The sequence below is a fragment of the Sulfurospirillum tamanense genome (genome assembly GCF_016937535.1).
Lineage (GTDB): Bacteria > Campylobacterota > Campylobacteria > Campylobacterales > Campylobacteraceae > Sulfurospirillum_B > Sulfurospirillum_B tamanense.
Genome location: NZ_JAFHKK010000020.1, coordinates 1 through 20059 on the forward strand (window position 1 = coordinate 1; position 20059 = coordinate 20059).

17 protein-coding genes are annotated in these 20059 nt (G+C 47.6%); 6 read left to right on the forward strand and 11 right to left on the reverse strand.

Annotation, left to right across the window (positions count from 1 at the left end):
• The 11 genes from JWV37_RS09100 to phnD all read right to left on the reverse strand — a co-directional run.
• Positions 1-663 (reverse strand): MCP four helix bundle domain-containing protein (locus JWV37_RS09100; RefSeq protein ID WP_205459484.1); only part of this gene is annotated, 663 nt, incomplete at its 3' end.
• A gap of 137 nt (positions 664-800) precedes the next feature.
• The gene (gene bioD, locus JWV37_RS09105; RefSeq protein ID WP_205459485.1) at positions 801-1442 is read right to left on the reverse strand and encodes a dethiobiotin synthase; all 642 of its coding nucleotides are present in this window, start codon (positions 1440-1442) and stop codon (positions 801-803) included.
• A 63-nt stretch (positions 1443-1505) separates the two neighbouring features.
• Positions 1506-2267, reverse strand: a complete 762-nt coding sequence (gene bioC / locus JWV37_RS09110; protein WP_205459486.1) for a malonyl-ACP O-methyltransferase BioC — start codon at positions 2265-2267, stop codon at positions 1506-1508.
• Positions 2254-2886 carry a pimeloyl-ACP methyl esterase BioG family protein gene (locus tag JWV37_RS09115; protein WP_205459487.1) on the reverse strand — a complete coding sequence of 211 codons (633 nt, stop codon included), beginning with the start codon at positions 2884-2886 and terminating at the stop codon, positions 2254-2256. The genes bioC and JWV37_RS09115 overlap by 14 nt, the downstream gene beginning before the upstream one ends.
• The gene (locus JWV37_RS09120) at positions 2886-4001 is read right to left on the reverse strand and encodes an 8-amino-7-oxononanoate synthase (RefSeq protein WP_205459488.1); all 1116 of its coding nucleotides are present in this window, start codon (positions 3999-4001) and stop codon (positions 2886-2888) included. The genes JWV37_RS09115 and JWV37_RS09120 overlap by 1 nt, the downstream gene beginning before the upstream one ends.
• Positions 4002-4003: 2 nt before the next feature.
• Complete coding sequence (bioA, locus tag JWV37_RS09125) at positions 4004-5311, reverse strand: adenosylmethionine--8-amino-7-oxononanoate transaminase (protein WP_205459489.1); 1308 nt, start codon at positions 5309-5311, stop codon at positions 4004-4006.
• 98 nt (positions 5312-5409) lie between these two features.
• Complete coding sequence (locus JWV37_RS09130; RefSeq protein ID WP_205459490.1) at positions 5410-5856, reverse strand: rhodanese-like domain-containing protein; 447 nt, start codon at positions 5854-5856, stop codon at positions 5410-5412.
• Positions 5857-5900: 44 nt separating this feature from the next.
• A complete protein-coding gene (locus JWV37_RS09135; protein ID WP_205459491.1) occupies positions 5901-7220 on the reverse strand; it encodes a saccharopine dehydrogenase NADP-binding domain-containing protein in 1320 nt (439 codons plus the stop codon).
• Positions 7210-8571 (reverse strand): sigma-54-dependent transcriptional regulator, encoded by a 1362-nt coding sequence (locus tag JWV37_RS09140; protein ID WP_205459492.1) that lies wholly within the window; start codon positions 8569-8571, stop codon positions 7210-7212. Before JWV37_RS09140 ends, JWV37_RS09135 begins: the two co-directional genes overlap by 11 nt.
• Positions 8562-10241, reverse strand: a complete 1680-nt coding sequence (locus tag JWV37_RS09145; protein WP_205459493.1) for a sensor histidine kinase — start codon at positions 10239-10241, stop codon at positions 8562-8564. The genes JWV37_RS09140 and JWV37_RS09145 overlap by 10 nt, the downstream gene beginning before the upstream one ends.
• A gap of 1 nt (position 10242) precedes the next feature.
• A complete protein-coding gene (gene phnD / locus JWV37_RS09150; protein ID WP_205459494.1) occupies positions 10243-11109 on the reverse strand; it encodes a phosphate/phosphite/phosphonate ABC transporter substrate-binding protein in 867 nt (288 codons plus the stop codon).
• A 122-nt stretch (positions 11110-11231) separates the two neighbouring features.
• On the opposite strand from phnD, the gene nrfD reads away from it, so the two are divergent.
• The 6 genes from nrfD to JWV37_RS09180 all read left to right on the forward strand — a co-directional run bounded on the left by nrfD (position 11232) and on the right by JWV37_RS09180 (position 20045).
• Positions 11232-12068, forward strand: coding sequence for an NrfD/PsrC family molybdoenzyme membrane anchor subunit (gene nrfD / locus JWV37_RS09155; protein WP_205459495.1), 837 nt, complete (start codon positions 11232-11234; stop codon positions 12066-12068).
• Positions 12069-12078: 10 nt separating this feature from the next.
• Complete coding sequence (locus JWV37_RS09160; RefSeq protein WP_205459496.1) at positions 12079-14628, forward strand: molybdopterin-dependent oxidoreductase; 2550 nt, start codon at positions 12079-12081, stop codon at positions 14626-14628.
• Between the two features lie 13 nt (positions 14629-14641).
• On the forward strand, positions 14642-15358 hold the full coding sequence (locus JWV37_RS09165; RefSeq protein WP_205459497.1) for a 4Fe-4S dicluster domain-containing protein: 717 nt from the start codon (positions 14642-14644) through the stop codon (positions 15356-15358).
• 101 nt (positions 15359-15459) lie between these two features.
• Positions 15460-16266, forward strand: coding sequence for a phosphate ABC transporter substrate-binding protein (locus tag JWV37_RS09170; protein ID WP_205459498.1), 807 nt, complete (start codon positions 15460-15462; stop codon positions 16264-16266).
• A gap of 1 nt (position 16267) precedes the next feature.
• Entirely contained in the window at positions 16268-17944 is a 1677-nt protein-coding gene (locus tag JWV37_RS09175) for a methyl-accepting chemotaxis protein (RefSeq protein ID WP_205459499.1), read from the forward strand.
• Positions 17945-18047: 103 nt separating this feature from the next.
• On the forward strand, positions 18048-20045 hold the full coding sequence (locus JWV37_RS09180) for a BCCT family transporter (RefSeq protein WP_205459500.1): 1998 nt from the start codon (positions 18048-18050) through the stop codon (positions 20043-20045).
• The last annotated feature ends 14 nt before the right edge of the window (positions 20046-20059 follow it).

Consider the following 20059-nt stretch of genomic DNA (forward strand, 5'->3'; position numbering starts at 1 on the left):
CTCCCCAATTCCAGCGCGCATTAACTTTACGCTCTCAAGGATATTGTTACGAATCAACATTCCTAACGCCACACAAGCAACTGCAACACCCAAAAACAACAACAACATCGTTAGCACGGCTTTATCTTTTTCTGCTATGGCAATCTGTGCTTCTTCGTTTGCTTTTTCTTGATTGTACCGCATATGGGCATCTAGCGCTCTTGTAAAAGCAAGTAGAACCGGTCTGTTTTCGTTGAGAAGATTTTCCGCTACACTTTTTTGCCCCGAAGCCGAAAGTGCCATAACGCGCTCTATTACCTCAGTAGCGTTTTTAAAGGCTACTGAGTTTTTTACCAAATGTTCCTTGTCTTTATCACTACTGAGCATCGCCTCGTAGGCTTTTAGGTTTGTAGTTATACGCCCTTTGACGGTTTCGATGGCTTTTTTTGCCCCTTCTTTTTTCTCCGCCTCCTCAAAAGAGATGTGCTCCCACAAGTTAAGACGTAGGCGGTAACCATCTTGAAGTGTATCAACCAGTAACATAATACTAGGAATGGAATTAACATTTGCGTAATTGGTTTGGTGATACACCTGTTCCAATTTTACATAACTGATGCCAAAAATGGCGCCAAGGCCAAGAACAGTCATGCCAATCATGGCAAGTAGTTGTTTTGAGAGGTTCATGGAAAACCCTTTCGTTGAAATGAAGTTTAAAAACTTCTAAGGGTATTATAGGCAAAAATTGTTGCATTTATGTGGCAAATTAATCGTTGAAAATAGTTATCAAATCCCTAGGTTCAGAGATTTTAATGTAAATTTAATTACATTTTGGAAAGCGTTGTGAAGTGCGTTTGAGGAAAATAGGTGTTAAGGTAATGTTGAAGGTATGCCTTGGTGTTATTTGCAACTTCATCATCTTCGCCCGAGCATACTTCATTAAAAACCAAAGTGTGTAATTTTAACCCACGACTGCGCAACGCTTCCAAGCTCAACAACGTGTGATTAATACTCCCAAGGCGCCCTGAGGTCACCAAGATGACCTCATACCCTCGTTGGGCGATGAAATCTATCTGCAAAAAAGTCGGCGTTAAAGGCACCATCAACCCGCCCGCACCTTCAAGCAACAACCGCTCGCAACGCAACGCAAGCTGTGCCGTCGCCGCGTCGATGGCCTCCACATCCACCTCCTTGCCCTCTTGTTGCGCCGCAAAATGGGGCGAAGCAGGGTAGGCAAACACTTGGGGCAACCGCAACGCCGCCTCTTCGCCACTAGGCAAAGGCGTTCCCATGAGCGCGCAATGGGTCGCAATATCCCCAAGCCCCTCTTCCACCCCCGTTTGCACAGGTTTTTGTGTCAAGGTCACGATGCCCTCATCATTCCACAACCGCGCCAAATAGCCCGTCGCATAGGTCTTTCCGATGTCCGTGTCAATCCCGCTCACAAAAAATACACGCGCACTCATGAACTTCCTTTACATGTAAGGGTAAGGCAAAACGCCTCAAAATAAAAAGAGGGTCGAGAGACTTTATCTCGAACGTGTCGGCTTTCTCCGTGCGATGACATACACCGGATGGTACGTCAAGGGCACTTTTCCTTTGTCTTCAAACGCCTCAACATACGCCGTGCAAAACGCCCCAAGTGCCTCTTTACCCCAACGCACACGCGCTACGCCGCCCACGCCCGTAGCTTTGATGTGGCGCAACACGTCTAAGGGCGTGTCAAACCACAAGGTGAGCCGTTCTTCTTCGCACACGAGTACTTCAAAGTCTTCGGGCACCATCCTCGCCCACGCTTTTTTAGTGGGATACGAAAGCCCCACCCCCGAAACCGCTTTGATTTCGCGCATGTTACCTTCTCCAAAAGCGCAAAAAGCTATCCACGTCAGTTCAGGCTCCGCCATGCGCGCCAAAAAGTCCCCAGGTGCTTCAAACCACTGCAAAGCTGAACACGACACGAGGGCGTCATAGGAGGGTTCAAAAGCCAAACGTTCCGCGTCCCCCGCCTTAAACTGGGTGCGCGCGTCGCACAAGGAGGCTACTTTTTCTTCCACGGAAGGGCAAATGTCATTGAGTGTCAACGCGCTTGGGGAAAACATCTCTTGAAACGGGCGCGAAAACAGCCCCGTTCCACACCCCACTTCTAGCACGCGCACGCCTTTGGGAAATCCCTTTACATGTAAGCGTTCAAGAAAACGCTCTGCGATGGCCTCTTGGGCTTTTGCGGCACCCTCGTAAGAGGTGGTCGCCTTGGCAAAACGCTGGGTCATGAGGTCTTTAAGCGCGCGCAAGCAAATCCTCCAAGACAGTTTTGTCGTAATGGCTCGCGTCCACGTCATAAACCTTGGCCAACCCTTCCCATCCTGCGCGTTGGTTTTGCGGGGTAAAAATGCGGTCTTTTCGCCCCACCATCGCCTCATCCCACGGACAAGGTACGCACTCTTGCGCCCCTATCCACGCTAACTCTTCGCGCAAACTCTCCAAGGAACGCTTTGGTGCGTGTGCCTTAAACTTTTCGTACCCATTCCCGCACATGCGACGGGTAAATTTCTCTAACGTGATTTCATTTAGCCCTGCTAAGGTTCCCTCAAAGACGGCACTCGCGATGCCTTTGGCATCATCCACAGGGGTAGGCGTGCCATTAAAGGCTAGGGAACGCACCACACGCGGGTCATCCAACACACCACACGCGCACGCCGCCCACACACCCATCGACCACCCCACCACGCCGATGCTCTCATAGGGTGTTAACAAGGCTTCATCAAATGCCACACTGCGGTAATCAAAACACACCAGCAGGTCTTTTCCCAAGGGGTTAAAGGCTTCAAAAGGGCGCTCATCCATCCCCCATCCCGCAAAAAAGACCGCCACATGGCTCCCTTGTCCTTTGGCTAAAAACCGCGTTTGCATCAGAGCACGTCCAAGATTGCGCGAATGTCCGCTTCTTGCACTAATGAAGTCAAGGAAAAACGGATACGCGACGTGCCCTTGGGCACCGTGGGCGGACGAATGGGCAAGGCGTAAAACCCAAGGGCTTGCAAGGCGCGCGCTTTTTTGAGGGTCGGAGCATTCTCCCCTACCATGAGCGGGATGATATGACTCGAAGAAGGATGCGCGTACCCTTTTTGCACAAGCCCTTCACGAAGCAGTGTGCTTACCTTCGCCAACTGGGCGCGCGCATTCTCAAATCCGCTTAGACGTTCCAACACAAACGTACTCCACAGCAAGTTGATAGGTGGCAAAGCGGTCGTAAAGATGAGGGTGCGCATGTGGTTGACTAAAAACTCCCGCATGAGCGCCGAACACGCGATGTACCCGCCCACCGAAGCCAACGCCTTGCCAAAGGTTCCTGCCAAGATGTCAATCTCCCCCATGCACCCGCACCCTTGCACACACCCTAGCCCACTCTCGCCGCGCACGCCCACGCCATGGGCTTCATCTACGTACAACACCATCTTTTCGTAGCGGTGTTTTAGGGCCACCAACCCTTTCAAATCCGCCTCGTCTCCGTCCATGCTAAAGATGCTCTCCGTCACCACAATGATGTGCTCATAGGCCTCATGATGGGTGCGCAACAAGGTTTCGAGGTGATTTAAGTCGTTGTGGGCGTAACGCAAAAATTTGCCCTTAGAGAGGCGAATACCATCTATCAAGCTCGCATGGACCAGTTTGTCCGCAAGGATGAGGGTTTTGTCGGTACAAAGAGCGGGCAAAATACCCACGTTCATGTGGTACCCACTGTTAAAGACCAAGGCGCTTTGGGTGCCAAAAAGGCGCGCTAGCGTGGTTTCAAGCACTTCATACGCCGCCACATTACCCGTTAAAAGGCGCGAAGAAGAGGCCGAAAAAAGCGGCGGTTTGTCTTCTAGGGTACGTAAAAATTCCTGTTGCAAAGGGATGTTGCTAGCTAGGCCCAAGTAATCATTAGAAGCCAGATTCAGCCCCTGTGCTTTGTGTACATGTAAGGTGCGTTTGCCGCCACTTAGCTCCAGCGCGTCAAGACGCTCTTGCAAAAATCTTTCCATGCCTATTCCCCCAAGAAACGCACTACACGCGCGATGGCGTTGGCAAGGTGGAGGAGTTCGTGTTTTTTCATAATAAAAGGCGGCATCACGTATATGAGCTTTCCAAAAGGCCGTACCCAAACGCCCTCTTTTAAAAACCGCGCGCACGTCTTTTCCACGTCCACGTTCGCATGCAGTTCCACCACACCAATCGCTCCAAGCACCCGCACATCGGCCACATGAGGCAACGCACTAAGAGGGGAAAGATGCTTGCGCAGTACCGCCTCAATGCCCTGCACCCGCTTGGCCCATGGGCTCTCCACCAAGAGTTTCACCGACGCAGCGGCCACCGCGCACGCAAGCGGATTGGCCATAAACGTAGGGCCGTGCATGAATACGCCTGGGGGTTTGCTTGAAATGCCCTCGGCCACCTTTGCGGTTGAGAGCACCGCGGCGAGGGTCATGTACCCGCCCGTCAAGGCTTTGCCAATGCACATAATGTCGGGTTCTACTTGCGCGTGTTCACAGGCAAATAGCCTGCCCGTGCGCCCAAATCCTGTAGCAATCTCATCAAAAATGAGCAACACCTCATACGCCTCGCACAAGGCTTTGGCGCGTTTGAGGTAGGTGGGGTGGTAAAAGCGCATCCCGCCCGCCCCTTGGACGATGGGCTCTAAAATAAACGCGGCAATCTCGCGGTGGTGGGCTTTTAAAAAGGTTTCAAGCTCATGGGCGTCTTCTTCAAACCACGCGCCCCCAAACACCGACTGGGGTGCCGGAGCAAACAAGCGTTTTGGAAGTGCGGGGCCAAAGATGCGGTGCATTCCTGTTTCGGGGTCACTCACCGACATGGTGTTCCACGTGTCACCGTGGTAGCCTTGGCGCAGGGTAAGAAAGTTGTTCTTGTGAGGGCGGTCTTTGGCAAACCAATACTGCACCGCCATTTTAAGCGCTACTTCCACCGCCACCGAACCCGAATCCGCGTAAAAAATCTTCTCCAACGAAGGCGGCGTGATGGCAAGGAGCACTTTGCCTAGTTCAATAGCAGGCCCGTGGGTCAACCCCCCAAACATCACATGCGCCATGAAAGAGAGCTGGGTTTTGATAGCGCGGTTAAGCACAGGATGGTTGTACCCATGAATAGCACACCACCACGAGGCCATCCCATCAATGACGCGGGTGTCATCTTCCAAAACCAAAGAACACCCCTTTGCGCCTTTAACAAACGTAGCAGGAAGAGGCTTGACCATGGACGTGTACGGGTGCCACAAATGGGCCTTGTCAAAGGCCAAATCGGCTGAAATTTCGGGAGTTTTGGCTAGGCTTTTCATGGGCAAAAGTGTAACTAAAGCGGTGTTAAAATGAGGTTAATACAACGCCTTCTCTGTGCCCAAACAGGACCGACCCAAAGAGGCGTTACATGTAAGGCTTACTTACGGCTTTGTCTGTACGCTTCTAAAAACTCTTTGGCGTTTTCTCCACGTAAAAAATCAGCGGTTTTTAAAAGCCCGTCGCTGAGGTATTTTGCATTGTATCCATTAAGGGTTAAAACCATATTGGACCTGTCGTTGTGGGGACAAGCAGTAACGATTAGCTTCTCTTTAGGGAGTTCGTGCATGCGCTTTGGCAAATCGTTTAGCGGAATGTTAACAGACCCCTTAATATGCCACGCTTCGTACTCATCAGGAAAACGAATGTCCACCAAAACCGCGTCGTTTTCTTCTAACGCAACCAACATCTCTACGGTTCTTATTTTCATGTTGCTACGCTCTTCGTAGTCAAAATGCTCAAGGTATGTTTCAAAGTCTACCGTTGTTGTCTCTTTAGCAAACAAAGCCCCAAAAGCCAACACCAATGCCACTATTATATTTTTCATTATAATGTCTCCTTATGCGATAAAATCCTTTACATGTAAGCCCTCTACGAGGTGATGGCATGAAAAAGATTAAGTTTATAACTACCAAGTTCTCGCTTTATAACGTCACACAAAGCGGGTCCAAAAAGCTGTGGCAGGGCTTCAGTTACCAACACCCCTTTTAAGGGGTGGGTTTGGGCGTACATTAACCCATGAAACAACAACACCGCTGCGCCAATACCCGTAGGATACGAGATGTACGTCGCTCCTGAAAACGGAGTCTTAACAAGGCTTGTTACTTCCGAAAAGCTCACGCCTACTGACTCAGAAGAGGTTACTTTTTTGGGATTATTAGGGTAACGCACCTCCAAGGTCAAATCAGCCACGGCACAAAACTGCGCATGTTTAATAGTGCCATTATGAATGTACTCTTCAATGGCTTCAGGGGATTTCATCTTGGGAATGACCTCTTTAATGATAGAACTAAGAGAAATTTCCGAATCCTTATAGCCGTAACAGTAGCGATTAGAGAGCAAGTTAAGCTGGTAGAGGTTTTTCATTAGCTCAACCTCATTGCCTCCCACATGTATGCGGATTTCAGGCACCTCAGGAAAGCTTTGCTTGAGAGAAATCACCTCTTCTTGAAACACGGGATACACCTCCACGCTGTTTTGAAAATAGGGAAAAGCGTAAGTTTTGGATTCAGAAAAGGGTGCAAGGGTTTCAAGCGCGTGGTTTTTAAAATAAGCAGGTTTAAAAGAAATCTCTTCAATGGCCACATGGGGCGCCCACGAAAAGACCAACTCTTTAGAGCAGATCTCTTCGAGCAGTGCAAGGGTAATTTTTTTGACCCGCGTTTTGTAGGGAAAGTTATGAAAATGAGCAATGCGCTCCCCAATGAGAAAATTGCTCACACCAGGTGAAATGCCCAGATTTATAAGTCCAAAAAGTCCCTTAGTCTCAAAGGCCTCAGCATGGTCTTGCTGGGTAAAGCGTTGGGTTTTTAGCAACGTTTTGGTGTAAATATCACTAGCCAAATCCGCATAATGAGCCCCAAAAACAAGGGAAAGCTCCATGATAGGAAGATTAAAAGAGGGCACTGAAGCATTGATAAGCACATCGCAGTTTTTAAAGGTTTTAGCGTAGGCATCGGGGTTTTTAAACACACCCTCAAAATCCTCTACCTCCACAAACGTGCTACATTCCAAAAGCTCAGGGTTCCTAAAAAAAAGCGCCTCCGCCCGCTCTTTTGAGCGCACCACAAAGACAAAAGAAGGCGTCCCAAGAGCATTTTTGTGACACAGTTCAAACAAGGCACGCGCCATGACCACGCCCACTGCACCTACCCCAAAAAAGGCGATGTTCATGCTTTGTTTACTCTTCATTGTAAAGTCCTGCTTCTTTGAGGCGCTTGCGCAAGGTAAGCCGCGCCACACCCAAGGCTTCGGCCAACTTAGAGAGATTAGGAGTTGCCTCGTAGGCAACTTTAAGCCAAATTTGATTTAAAGCCCTATCGATTTCTCCATAAGCAATCCCTTGGTCCAATCCTTGGCGTAACGCCACTTCAAGCTGTTGTGTCCAGTCTTCCACCATGCTCTCTTTTTGCGCAAAATCTTTAACTTTGAGCATCCCTTTTTGGCGGTTCAAGCACGCCCCAAAGACAGCATTGCGAAGCTCGCGAATGTTGCCGCTCCACACACGGCGCTGTAGAGTTTCAAGGGTTTCAGCGCTTATGCCCGCTATCTCTACATGTAAGCTTTCGTTAGCCTTGGCAATAAAATGCGACACCAAAATAGGAATGTCTTGCGCACGCTCTTTTAAAGAGGGTACTTCGATGCTAAGCATCGCCAAGCGAAAGTACAAATCCTCCCGAAATACCTTAGCCTCTATTTTTTCACGCAAATCAATGTTTGTGGCACTCACAATGCGCCCTGAAAAGACTTTATCTTCCTTTCCCCCCATACGACGAAATTGGCGTGTCTCTAAAAAACGCAGTAATTTCCCCTGCGCCAAAGGCTCTAACTCCCCAATCTCATCCAAAAAAAGCGTCCCCTCGCCCACTTGCTCCGCGTAGCCTACGTGCTGGGTTTCTGCGCTGGTAAACGATCCTTTTTCATGCCCAAACAGCTGGCTTTCAAAAAGTTCCAGTGGAATGGCCGCGCAGTTAAGGGCTACAAAAGGATGTTTTGCCCGTGAAGAATTTTGGTGGATAAGTCCTGCAATGAGCTCTTTGCCTGTCCCTGTTTGCCCGTGGACGAGCACACTTAGATCATTGTTGGCCGCCAAGCCAATGCGCCGATAAATCTCTTTCATGGTCTCATAGGAACCTATGAAACTTTCTCCGTCGCGCTCGTGCACAGGAGAGGCTTCTTCTTTGGCGTGCTCTTCATAAGGCGCCACAAGCTCCATGAGTGCCTCTTCGTCAAAGGGTTTTTTTAAGATGTTTTGCACCCCGAGCTTAGACGCTTCGATCATGTTTTGCGCGGTGGTATACGCGGTCATCAAAATGATAGGCATTTGGGAAGTTTTTTTAAGCTCACGAATAATGTCGATGCCACTAAGCTCCACCCCCAACTGCACATCCACAATCAGTAGTTCAATCCCCTGTGAGCTCAGGGTTTCGCACAACTCTGCTTCGGTACCATCAAAGGCAATGGATTCGTGCCCGTGGCGTTTTAAAATCTTTGCAACCGAATACCGAATATCAGGCTGGTCATCAATCACTGCTATGCGCACGTGCACTCCTCTAAAGGTAAAAAAAGATGAAAGGTAATGGTATTTTCTTGTTGTTCCACTTCCATGAATCCGTGGTTAAGATAAACGATTTTATACACCGTAAAAAGTCCTAATCCCGAGCCCTCTTTTTTGGTGGTGAAAAAGGGTTTGAAAAAGTTTTTACGCACTGCTTCAGGGACAGGATTGCCCGTATTTGAGACACCGACGTGCACTTGCTTTCTTCCTTTTCGCTCCAACACTACAAAAATGGTTGTCCCCTCAAAGGCGGCTTCAATCGCATTGGAAAGAAGGTTCACAAAAATCAAATGCAACGCCTCGGGGTCAAAGGGCACACAAAAGGCCTCTGTTGCATTCACCTCTACATGTAAGGCTTTTTGTTTTATCTTTTTAGAAAGCCGCTCGCGCACTTCACGCACAATGGGATTGATGGAACTCACTACCCCTGAAGCCGCCACAGGCCGCCCCAAAGAGAGAAAATCACTCACTTGGCCATCCATCCGCGCCAAGGTAGTATGGATGATAGGCAAATCTTCTTTGTCGGGCAAACTTTCTCTAGGCAACAGCAATTTCAAAGGCTGAAGCAGGTTTTTAATCTCATGGGCAAAGGAGGCACTAATCTCGCCAATTGCATGCAATGAGTGCAAAATCCGCGCATCTTTTTCCTCTTTTTTTAAGGTCGTGATGTCTAAAATGGTCGCCACATAGTTTTCCTGAATGTGCTCAATGCGCAAAAGTAGCGATAATGTACTTTTGCCATCATTGTATGCCGAAGGGATGGCAATGGTTTGCACCTCTTCTTCCATAATTTCTTTAATTTTTTCTGCGATTTTAGGAAAAAATGTTTGATTTTCCAATACGTTTACACGTAGAGGATGGTTGTTGTGAAACTGCACGTGCATCTGCTTGTCAAAAATGATGATAAGTGTGTCTACCTTTGATAGGATAGAATGGTAAAACTCTTTGAGTTTCTCCTCGTGTTCTATGGCGTTTCGGATGTCGTGCATCAACGCCGTAGTCGTCTCTAAAAGCACAGTGATTTCATCTTTTTCATCGCCTTCATAGGGAAGAATCTTCTCCCACGTTTTATCGGCAACAGCTTGGGTGTTATTAACCACCAAATTCAAACGGTCAATGGTCTTGACAACAAAATACCGCGCAATCACAAGCGCAACAACCCCAAATCCAATCATCAATAAAATCTGCACAAAAAACATCTCGACAATGAGTTCAAATAACGACTGTTTTTTAAGCTTTAACGCAAAAAAACCCAACATGACCCCGTCTTTATAAAGCGGTATCATTTCGTATTGAGGCTGGTTAACAAATTCACTTCCCATCCGAAAGTTTTCCGTATCCGTATGGGCAACCACTATTTTATCAGGCTTAGTGAATCCTGCTTGCTCAATGAGCTCAGAGCCCGTGAGACTTTTGAGAAATTTAAAAATCTCCCAACGGTTGTCGGTCAAAATAAAATCACCCACATACGCAGAATTAGAGAGAATGGTAGTTTGAATCAAATCATCAATGAGCCTATCGGCTTGGTTTTTGGCCATATCTAGCGAGAGCACGATGGCGATAGAAGAGATACACCCCACCAAAAAAGTAATCAGTACAGCCAGCTTGATTTTAAGCGAAAAGCTCTGGACAAACCGGATAAACCGTTTTACCATCCTAATGCCGTTCCAAGTACTCAATCATCTGGCGCACGGGTTCATAATCTTGCGTTGAGGGCACGTCAAAACGGTCAAGCCCCATTTTGGCTAAAATTTCTCGCCCTTGCTGGCTCATGTGCATCGTAGAGAGGGTTTTTTGAAGCTCTTGAAAGACCGCTTCACTCAACCCTTGGCGCACTGCAATGGGCGAATTAGCAAAAGGTCCCAAAATCTGAATCACTTTGAGCTTTCCTTTAGCCTCAGGGTATTTTTCCATAAATGTGTGGTACACAATACTATCCACACTGGCTCCATCCACAAAACCTTCCAACACTGCTTTAATGGACTCACCGTGTTCAAAGGTGTAAATGGAGCGGTGAAAAAAATCATCAACACCAAAGCCATTGGTATAAAGGTAGTATTTAGGCGCAATGGAACCCGAATTTGAATCTGGATCTGTAAAGGCAAAAATCTTGCCTTTAAAATCATCCAATTTTGTAAAAGGTGCCTCTTTTTTAACAATCGTATACGAATAGTACTGGTCTGCCCCTGCCACAATAGGAATCACCAAAAGCTTGCCTGTATTGTTTTGTTCAAGCTTTGTATAGGTGGAATTGCACACGTACGCCACATCTACGGTTTTATTTTCCATTAACGAAACCATTTGGGCGTAGGTTTTGGAAAAAATTACCGATACCCCAAGAGGAGTGTGTTCCTCCAAATACTGCTCTAACTTCATAAAATTTTCCAAATCATCCTTAAAGACCGTGCCCGTGAGCCCTAGGGTAATATTGGGCGCAGCACTTGCCAATACTGGAACAAAAAGGCACAAGAGTGCCATGGTAAGTTTTTTACAGGTGGTGGTAAATTTTTTACCGATTTTCATGAAATTTTCCCCTTAAGGTGACTTTAAATCCCTAAATTTAGGGATTTGAATTTTTGGAACGCTTTTTGCCTATAGGAGATTGTACATGAGATTGTGTTTATCTTTCTTTAAAGGAGTCCACGATGGAATTATTGTGGGATGTTCGGGTTTCACTCGACGTGTTTTTGGGAGGATTGGGCGTAGGCGCCTTTATCTTTGGTGCGATTTTGTTCTATATGGGATCGCAAAAGTATGCTTCTACCATCAAAAAAGCGATGGTAATTGCACCCGTGTTGGTCATTGCAGGGCTACTACTACTCCTAACGGAGCTTGGAAGACCCCTTAACATTATCATGACGGCAATTCACATTAATCCAACGTCAGTAATGTCCATTGGTATCTTCTTGCAAGGTATTTTTACTGCTTTGGCTGTATGGATTGCTTTTCTTGCGCTCACCAAAGGTGTTGAAGCAGTTTCGAGCACACTAATGTATGTAGGTGCAACACTAGCTGGCCTTATTGGTTTTTACCACGGCATGTTGCTTGCAGGTATTGGCATTGAGCCTTGGAATGGTGCAATTCCTGTAATGTTTATGGTCTCTTCTATGCTAGGTGGCGCGATGGTGGCGCTCTTGTTGGCTTTTGGAAGCGATGAGTTTGATGCTATTTTGGAAAACTTTAAAGTTGCCGTTATTGGAAACGCACTCATCACCCTTAACCTTGCCATTATCGTAGCGTGGATCTATTCCCTCGCACTCAATGACTTAGCCTCTAAAACCATGTACAGCACTTTGTTTGGTAGCTTTGGCATGGAGCTTTTCATTGCGATTGCAGGTTTAGTGATTCCTCTTGTGCTTTTCACGATGGCACTAATGAAAAAAGCGACCCTCAAATCTGTCGTTATCCCAGCGAGTGTTCTTTTCCTTGTGGGAAGTTTTGTATTAAAAAATCTAATTGTCTATCTCGGGCAAGCGGTCTAAGGAGTCAATAATGAGTATGAATCGACGTGATTTTATCAAAACCTCTGCAGCAACAGCAGCAGTTGCGGCAAGCACCTCTGTTTTTACCCCCAAAGCGGAAGCAAAAACAGGTGAATTGGCGTATGAAGGCGAAGCAGGAAAATGGGTAGGCTCTACCTGTCAAGGCTGTACAAGTTGGTGTGCAGTCCAAGGACTAGTCGTGGATGGCAAAGTCGTCAAGATGCGCGGCAACCCCAATTCTGCCAACGGCGGACGCATCTGTCCTCGCCCACACCTTGCCCTTCAGCAAGTGTACGACCCAGACCGTGTCAAACAACCTATGAAACGCACCAACCCCAAAAAAGGACGTGGTGTTGACCCTCAGTTTGTACCTATCTCTTGGGATGAGGCCATTAACACCATTGCAGATAAAATTATGGACCTTGTTAAAACCGACGAAACCCATAAATTTTGTCTTTTCCGTGGTCGCTATACCCACATGAACGACATTCTTTACGGAAGTTTCCCTAAACTTATTGGAAGCCCAAACAACATCTCGCACAGTTCCATCTGTGCTGAAGCGGAAAAATTTGGCCGTATGTATACCCGAGGCTACTGGGGATACGCCGATGCAGACCTTAACAACACCGAATACTTTCTTGCATGGGGATGGGACGGGGTTGCTTCTAACCGCCAAACCCCTTGGTTTATGAAAAAACTGGGCGAACTTAACAAAAATGGTCGTATGACTGTCATTGATCCCCGCATGTCTGCCACAGCTGCAAAAGCGAGCCGATGGCTACCCATCATCCCAGGAACTGATAGCGCCTTAGCAGTTGCCATTGCCCACGTTATCATGAGCGAAGGTTTGTGGAACAAAGGGTTTGTAGGTAACTTTGCGGACAATAAAAACTACTTTGTTTCTGGAGAGCTTGTGCCTGAAACCGCAGGCGAAGAAAACACGCCTGTTGTCTTCAACGAAATCCACACCCACGGCGTAGTGAAGTGGTGGAATCTTGAAGTGTTTAACCGCACTCCTGAGTGGGCAGAACCCATCACAGGAATTAGTGCAGAAGACATCCGTAAAGTAGCGCGCGAATTTGCCGCAGCAGGAAGCAAAGCAATCTCTTGGGTAAGCCCAGGGGCGTGCATGCAAGTACGTGGGGCGTATGGATCTTTTGCTGGCGAAGCCCTTAATGGTCTTGTAGGCTCCATTGAGTCCGTCGGGGGTATGTTTGATGGCTCTGGTGCCCCTTCTAAAGGTGCGGCCAAGGTGGATGGCTACCAATCAGAACAAATTGCAGCGGCTGCTAAACGCAAAAAAATCGACAAACGCGGCACACCACAGTTTGCTGCCCTTAACAAAAAAAGTGGTGGCGGGGTTGTTACCCAGCGTGTGGCTAGCTCAATCCTAGAAGAAGATCCGTATGATTTGAAGCTTGCAATGGGGTACTGGAATAACTTTGTATTCTCTATTAATGGTGCAGACGTGTGGGAAAAAGCGATGGAAAAATTGCCTTTTTACATCCACATTACCCCTAACTTTGCTGAAATGACCATGTACGCTGACATCGTACTTCCTACTAAACTTCACATGTTTGAACGCTGGGGATATACCAAAGGCAGCCAAAACATGCGTGGCTATCTTACCATGCACCAACCCATGATTAAATCCCATGTGGATGGCCGCACGGATGAGACAGAAATTCCGTTCATGATTGCCCAAGCACTGGCTAAAAAAGGGTTTACTGACCCCCTTCGCTGGATGCAAGACAACTTTAAAGACCCCGTTACGGGCAAAACCCCTGAAACGCCTGAAGAGTTTGACCTTTTTGCCGTAAAACGTGCCACACAACCCATTTGGGATGGCAGCAGCAACAGCAAAGGCGACACCATCAACAGCTGGGAAGAGTTGCTTGAAAAAGGGGTGTGGACATCTAAGCCTTATCCTATTGGCAAAAAAATTGACAATTTCAAAACCGCTACAAAGAAATTTGAGTTCTACAGCGAAACCTTGAAAAAAGTCATGGAAGACCATGCAGAGAAAAATGGCATCACAGTGGATGAAGCTTTTGAAGCGGCGAACTATACATGTAGAGGTGAGCTTGGCTATGTAGCCCACTATGAGCCACCTGTGCGTCACGGGGACGCGGCAACGTATCCTCTCATTTTTGCTGAACACCGCTCACGCCTTAACCGTGAAGGCCGAAGCCAAAATACTCCTTGGTACTACGAAATGAAAGACGTAGACCCAGGTGATGAAGCGTTTAAAGATGTCACCAAACTTAACCCAATCGATGCGAAAAAATACGGCCTCAAAGATGGCGATAAAATTCGCATCACCTCCGTACAAGGCAGTATCGAGAGCGAAGTAAAGCTTTGGGAAGGCACACGTCCTGGCGTTGTCATTAAATGCTACGGCCAAGGACATTGGGCATACGGACGGGTCGGTTCTGAAGTATTTGGTTCGAAGCCACGCGGTGGCAACAATAACGAAATTCACGCGTACGATTACGAGCGCTTGAGTGGCTCTACGCCACGACACGGTGGTGTTTCACGTGTTAAAATCGAAAAGATTTAGGGAAGGATAAACTATGGCAAAAAAATATGCAATGATTATCGACCTCCACCAATGTGTAGGTTGTGGCGCGTGTGACCTCGCGTGCAAAAGTGAAAACAATACGCCCGAGGGAATTAACTGGGCCCACCATTTTACAGAAATGTCAGGAACCTTCCCTAAGGTGACCTACAAGCACGTGCCTACGCTGTGCAACCACTGTGAAGACGCGCCGTGTGTGCGTGTGTGTCCTACACTGGCGATGCATTATGGCAAAGACGGTCTTGTAACGCACGATCCAAGCATTTGTATCGGGTGCAAAAGCTGTATGTTGGCCGATCCTTATGGGGTTATTAGCTATAACCCTAAAGACGCCTTTAGTGACTACACAAGTGACACAAGCGTGGCTATCAAGGGTGGCTCGTTCTCCAAAAAAGAACTTAGCGACCGCACCAACGCACCATTCCCTAACTTCAACGCGGCGCGTGGGGCGAATGATTATGAAGCCATTCGTGGCAAAGGGGCCGTTGAAAAATGTACCTTCTGTGACCACCGTGTTGAAAAGGGCCTTGCCCCTGCGTGCGTAGTAGCGTGTCCAGCGGATGCGCGTATTTTTGGCGACATGAATGACGCTAAAAGCGAAGTGGCTACCATTCTTGCGGCTAACAAACCGACGGTATTGCTTCCTGAAAAAGGAACAAAACCCAAGGTATTTTATGTGGGCAACTACAGCCAAGGAAGTTACAACCGCTAGTTTTTTTCGCCTCCGATTTGTAAAAATCGGAGGCATCTTCTCATAATTGTGTTATGATTATTTTTACCTAGATTTGGGCAATCTTCTCAAAGGATTTTACGATGCGCATTCTTCTCCTTGTGGCATGTTTTGTGTTTACGCTTTTTAGTGCTGAGCTTACCTATTCGGGTTCTTCCACCATCGGCCAGACATTTTTTCCCGTACTTGCCAAACAGTTTGAACAAAAATCATCCCACAAATTTACCAGCATCGAAAGCCCAGGTTCTGGGCGAGGAGTTGCAAACCTCATCGCAGGACAAGCAGACATCGCTGGCATTTCTAGCCCCGTTTCTGCTGCCATGCGCGAAGCTAATTTGCGCTTTTTTATCGTCGGGTATGACGCCATTGCGGTCATCACCCATGCTTCTAATCCTGTTAAATCTCTGACTATGCAACAACTTGCCGACATCTTTGCAGGAAACATCACTAATTGGAAAGAGGTGGGTGGAAATGACCTCGCCATTGATGTAGTGGTGGAAATTTTAGCCGACAAGCGGGCAACACAAATTGTCTTTACCGAAATCGTCTTTAACACCAAAACCCTCATTGGCACTTACGCGCCTACTATCACTGAAATTGATATGCCTGCCCAAATGGCCGAATATGTGGCCAAAACCCCTGGAGCTATCGCTCCGGTGAGCATGGTTTTTGCCACAAGCCAATCGGGGCTTTCGTTTGTGGCCGTAGGCGGGGCTGAACCCACCAATGACGCCATCGCCAATGGCACCTACCCCATTTCACGTCCTTTGGTGCTTCTAACCAAAGGCAACCCCTCTTTACATGTAAAAGAATTTTTAAACTACGTCTACACCAAAGAAGCACAAACCGAAATTAACAAATCCTTTGTGTCTGCTAGAGAAGGAGAGTAACATGGGGCTCAAACTTACACTGGTCACCAAAATCTTTTTGCTTGTGTTTTCTTTCTTTTTGATGTTTGGGCTTTATGGCACGGTTGTGACCGTCTCTTTTTTCTTTTCTGAGCGCCAAATCCAAAGCACGTTTAATGCTATTGAAACAGAAGTAGAGAGCCAAATTAAAGAGCTAGAAGACCTCAATGAAGTCCAGCGCTCCATTACATACTACACAGGGTTAAAAGCTATTTTAGAGCGTATGCAAACCTCCCAACAACACTACGCTTCCTTGCAAGATGGAGCCTACTATCTTGATTTTGAACGCTTTTTGGCTAAAGCAAAAGAGTTCTCCCAGTGCGATACATGTAAAGCACAGCTTGACACTATCGCCAACGATTTTTCACAAATGGATAGCCTTATTATCCAAAACCAAGACGAACGGGCGCGCCAAATTTCTCTGGTGACATTGCGTCCAAAACTTACCGCGCTTGTTGATGAGGTTGGCGCTATTATTCTTAACAATGAGGCGCACCGTACGGACGTTATCGCCAAAGCCCTTGTCATTCAGCGCCACACCTTGGAAGGAGTGGAAACTCTCAAAGAGCGCAACGATGCTCTCAATAAAACCATGACCATTTTAAATGTTTTGGCCATGGGTGTGGCGGCTGTGATGCTCTTTTTGGCAGTCTTTTTCCCGCGGATTTTGGTTGCTCAGCTCAAAGTTTTTGCGAAAGCTTTTAGTGGCATGTCACAGGGGGACTTTACAGGAAAGCTTGACTTTAAAGGAAGCGATGAAATCTCCAATCTTGGCACTTTGTTTAATACGATTGTCCAAACCCTCAGCTCAAAGCTGGGTCTTGTAGTCAACACCTCCAAAGAGGTCAAATCCGTAGCAACCGTGGTTGATAGCACGGCCAAAAACCTTGAAGCCACCGCTAAATCCATGCTAGAACAAACCAAAACCATCACAACCCGCAACCATGCCATTGCCAACATTAGCGAACAAATCGACACCACTACCACCAAAACCATTCAAGAATCCCAAGAACTTCTTAAAACCAACGCGGCTTCCATTGTCAAAGTGACCGCTGCTCTTAAAGACTTAGAGCGCGTTTCGGTAGATTCGGCACAGATGATTGACCTCGCCCGCTCCTTGGAAAACGCCACCACCGAAGTGGCTACCATTTTACTAAGCATTGAAGACATTAGCGACCAAACCAACCTTCTCGCTCTTAATGCCGCCATCGAAGCCGCGCGCGCAGGAGAACACGGGCGCGGGTTTGCAGTTGTTGCCGATGAAGTGCGTCACCTAGCCGAAATGTCCCAAAAAGCTACCACCAACATCGAACACATCGTCTCCATGATTCGCGCTTCGGCCAAAGACGTCTCATCCAACATTGAACAAAACGCATCAAGCTTACAGCACGTCATTGGCGACACCCAAGAAGCGTTACAAGCCTTTGAAGTCACCAATGATGGCGTTAAGGCCCTTGAAAAAGACTTGCTTGGCGTGCAAGCGTACTCCAAAGACCAACGCACCCAAACCAGTGCCATTGTTTCTGTGACCGAAGGACTTTCTAAAGAAGCTTCTTCCATGGAAAGCGTTACTTCCAAGATGCTTTCCCTAGCTTCCAATCTTAATGATTCTGCAGCACATCTTGAGGAAAACCTTCGCGCCTTTACCCTTTCTAAATAATCACTTCCCTCCTTGTGCTACACAAGGAGGGCTTCTTTTGCTATAATGACCTTCTTTCTTATCTCACAATATAAAACACTTAAAACAACACACAGGAGGCTTTATGGACAGTAGTCCCAAAACAACAATGCTCAAACCGGTGTTTATCCCCTCGGTTGTCATTCTTTGTATTTTAGTGCTCTACGCCGCACTCATGCCCACCCACGCGGGCGAGGTATTTAACGGTGCAAAGGAACTCCTTGCAGAAAAATTTGGGTGGTTTTACATGCTCAGTGTGGGTATTTTCACCCTTTTTGTGGTTTTTTTGGCGGTCTCTCCCTATGGTCGGTTTAAATTAGGACCAGACCAATCAAAGCCAGCTTACTCTTACCTTTCGTGGTTTGCGATGCTCTTTTCAGCGGGCATGGGGATTGGTCTTATGTTTTGGAGTGTGGCCGAACCTGTGATGCACTACACCTCTCCACCTGTGGGCGAAGGAAGTACCATAGAAGCCGCACGCGAAGCCATGCAGATCACCTTTTTTCACTGGGGGATGCATGCATGGGCTATTTATGCGGTTGTGGGGTTAGTGTTAGCCTACTTTTCCTTTCGCCACGGGCTTCCCCTTTCTATTCGTTCTGCGCTTTACCCACTCATTGGAGAGCGCATCTATGGAGGTATCGGACACAGCGTTGACACGGTTGCGGTCCTTGGCACCATCTTAGGTGTGGCCACGTCGCTAGGCTTTGGAGTCTTGCAAATCAACTCAGGGCTTAATTATCTCTTTGATATTCCTGTGGGCATCACTACCCAAGTCATTCTCATTGCCCTTATCTCTGCTATTGCAACCGTATCGGTCATACTTGGCCTTGATGGGGGCGTTAAACGCCTTTCGGAACTCAATTTGTACCTCGCGGGGCTTTTGTTGCTCTTTGTTATTTTGGCGGGGCCAACCTTTTTTCTTTTTAGTGCCCTCGTGCAAAACATTGGAGCGTACCTCAGTGGTATAGTTTCCATGACTTTCAACCAACACGTCTACGACAGCACGCCATGGATGGGATGGTGGACGCTCTTTTATTGGGCGTGGTGGATAGCGTGGGCCCCTTTTGTGGGCATGTTTATCGCCCGTGTTTCAAGAGGACGCACCATCCGTGAATTTATCGCGGGCGTGCTTTTTGTGCCTGTAGGCTTTACCTTTGTCTGGATGACTGTTTTTGGCAACAGCGCTCTTGACGCCATTATGAACAAAGGAGCCGATGCTCTTTCGGCTGCGGTTTCTGCGGATGTTTCCACTGCCTTGTTTCAATTTTTGGAACTGTTTCCTTTCTCGGGCATCACTTCAGTGTTGGCGGTGCTTTTAGTGGTGACATTTTTTGTGACTTCTTCGGATTCGGGCTCTTTAGTAGTGGACACCATCAGCTCAGGCGGTAAAGACAACAACCCTGTGTGGCAACGCATCTTTTGGGCCGTACTTGAAGGGGTTGTGGCCGCGGCCTTACTCATCGCTGGAGGGCTTGGAGCGCTGCAATCAGCGTCCATCGCCATCGCGCTGCCTTTTGCATTGATTATGCTTGTGGCGTGTTGGGGCTTGTGGCGCGCGTTGCACCTTGAGGCGATTCGCTATGAGAGTTTACAGCACCACATGAACGCAGGACGCCATGGCAAAATCAGTGGTACGTGGAAATCACGGCTCAGTCGGCTTATCGAGTTTCCTTCCGTGGAAGAGACCAGACGTTACATTCGTAAAGATGTGGTCAAAGCCATGCTTTTGGTAGAAAAAGAGCTTGAAGACCACCACTGGGAAGTGGACATTAACCATGATGACACCAAAGGAGTTGCAACGTTTAGGGTTGAACACTCAGGTGATATGGATTTTATTTATGAAGTGCGCATCAAAACGGGCGACACCCCCACCTTTGCCTTCCCTGATTCTGTTAATCCTTCAAGAGCCCAGAAAAAATACGGGCGCGCGGAAGTCTACTTGCAAGATGGCAACAAGGCGTACGACATCTACGGCTACGATGAAGACGTCATCGCCACGGACATCATCGACCAGTTTGAAAAACACCGCCACTTTTTACACAATACTTCCAGTCTTAATCCTGCTATTCCTATCGAGTGAGACACTGGCCCTGT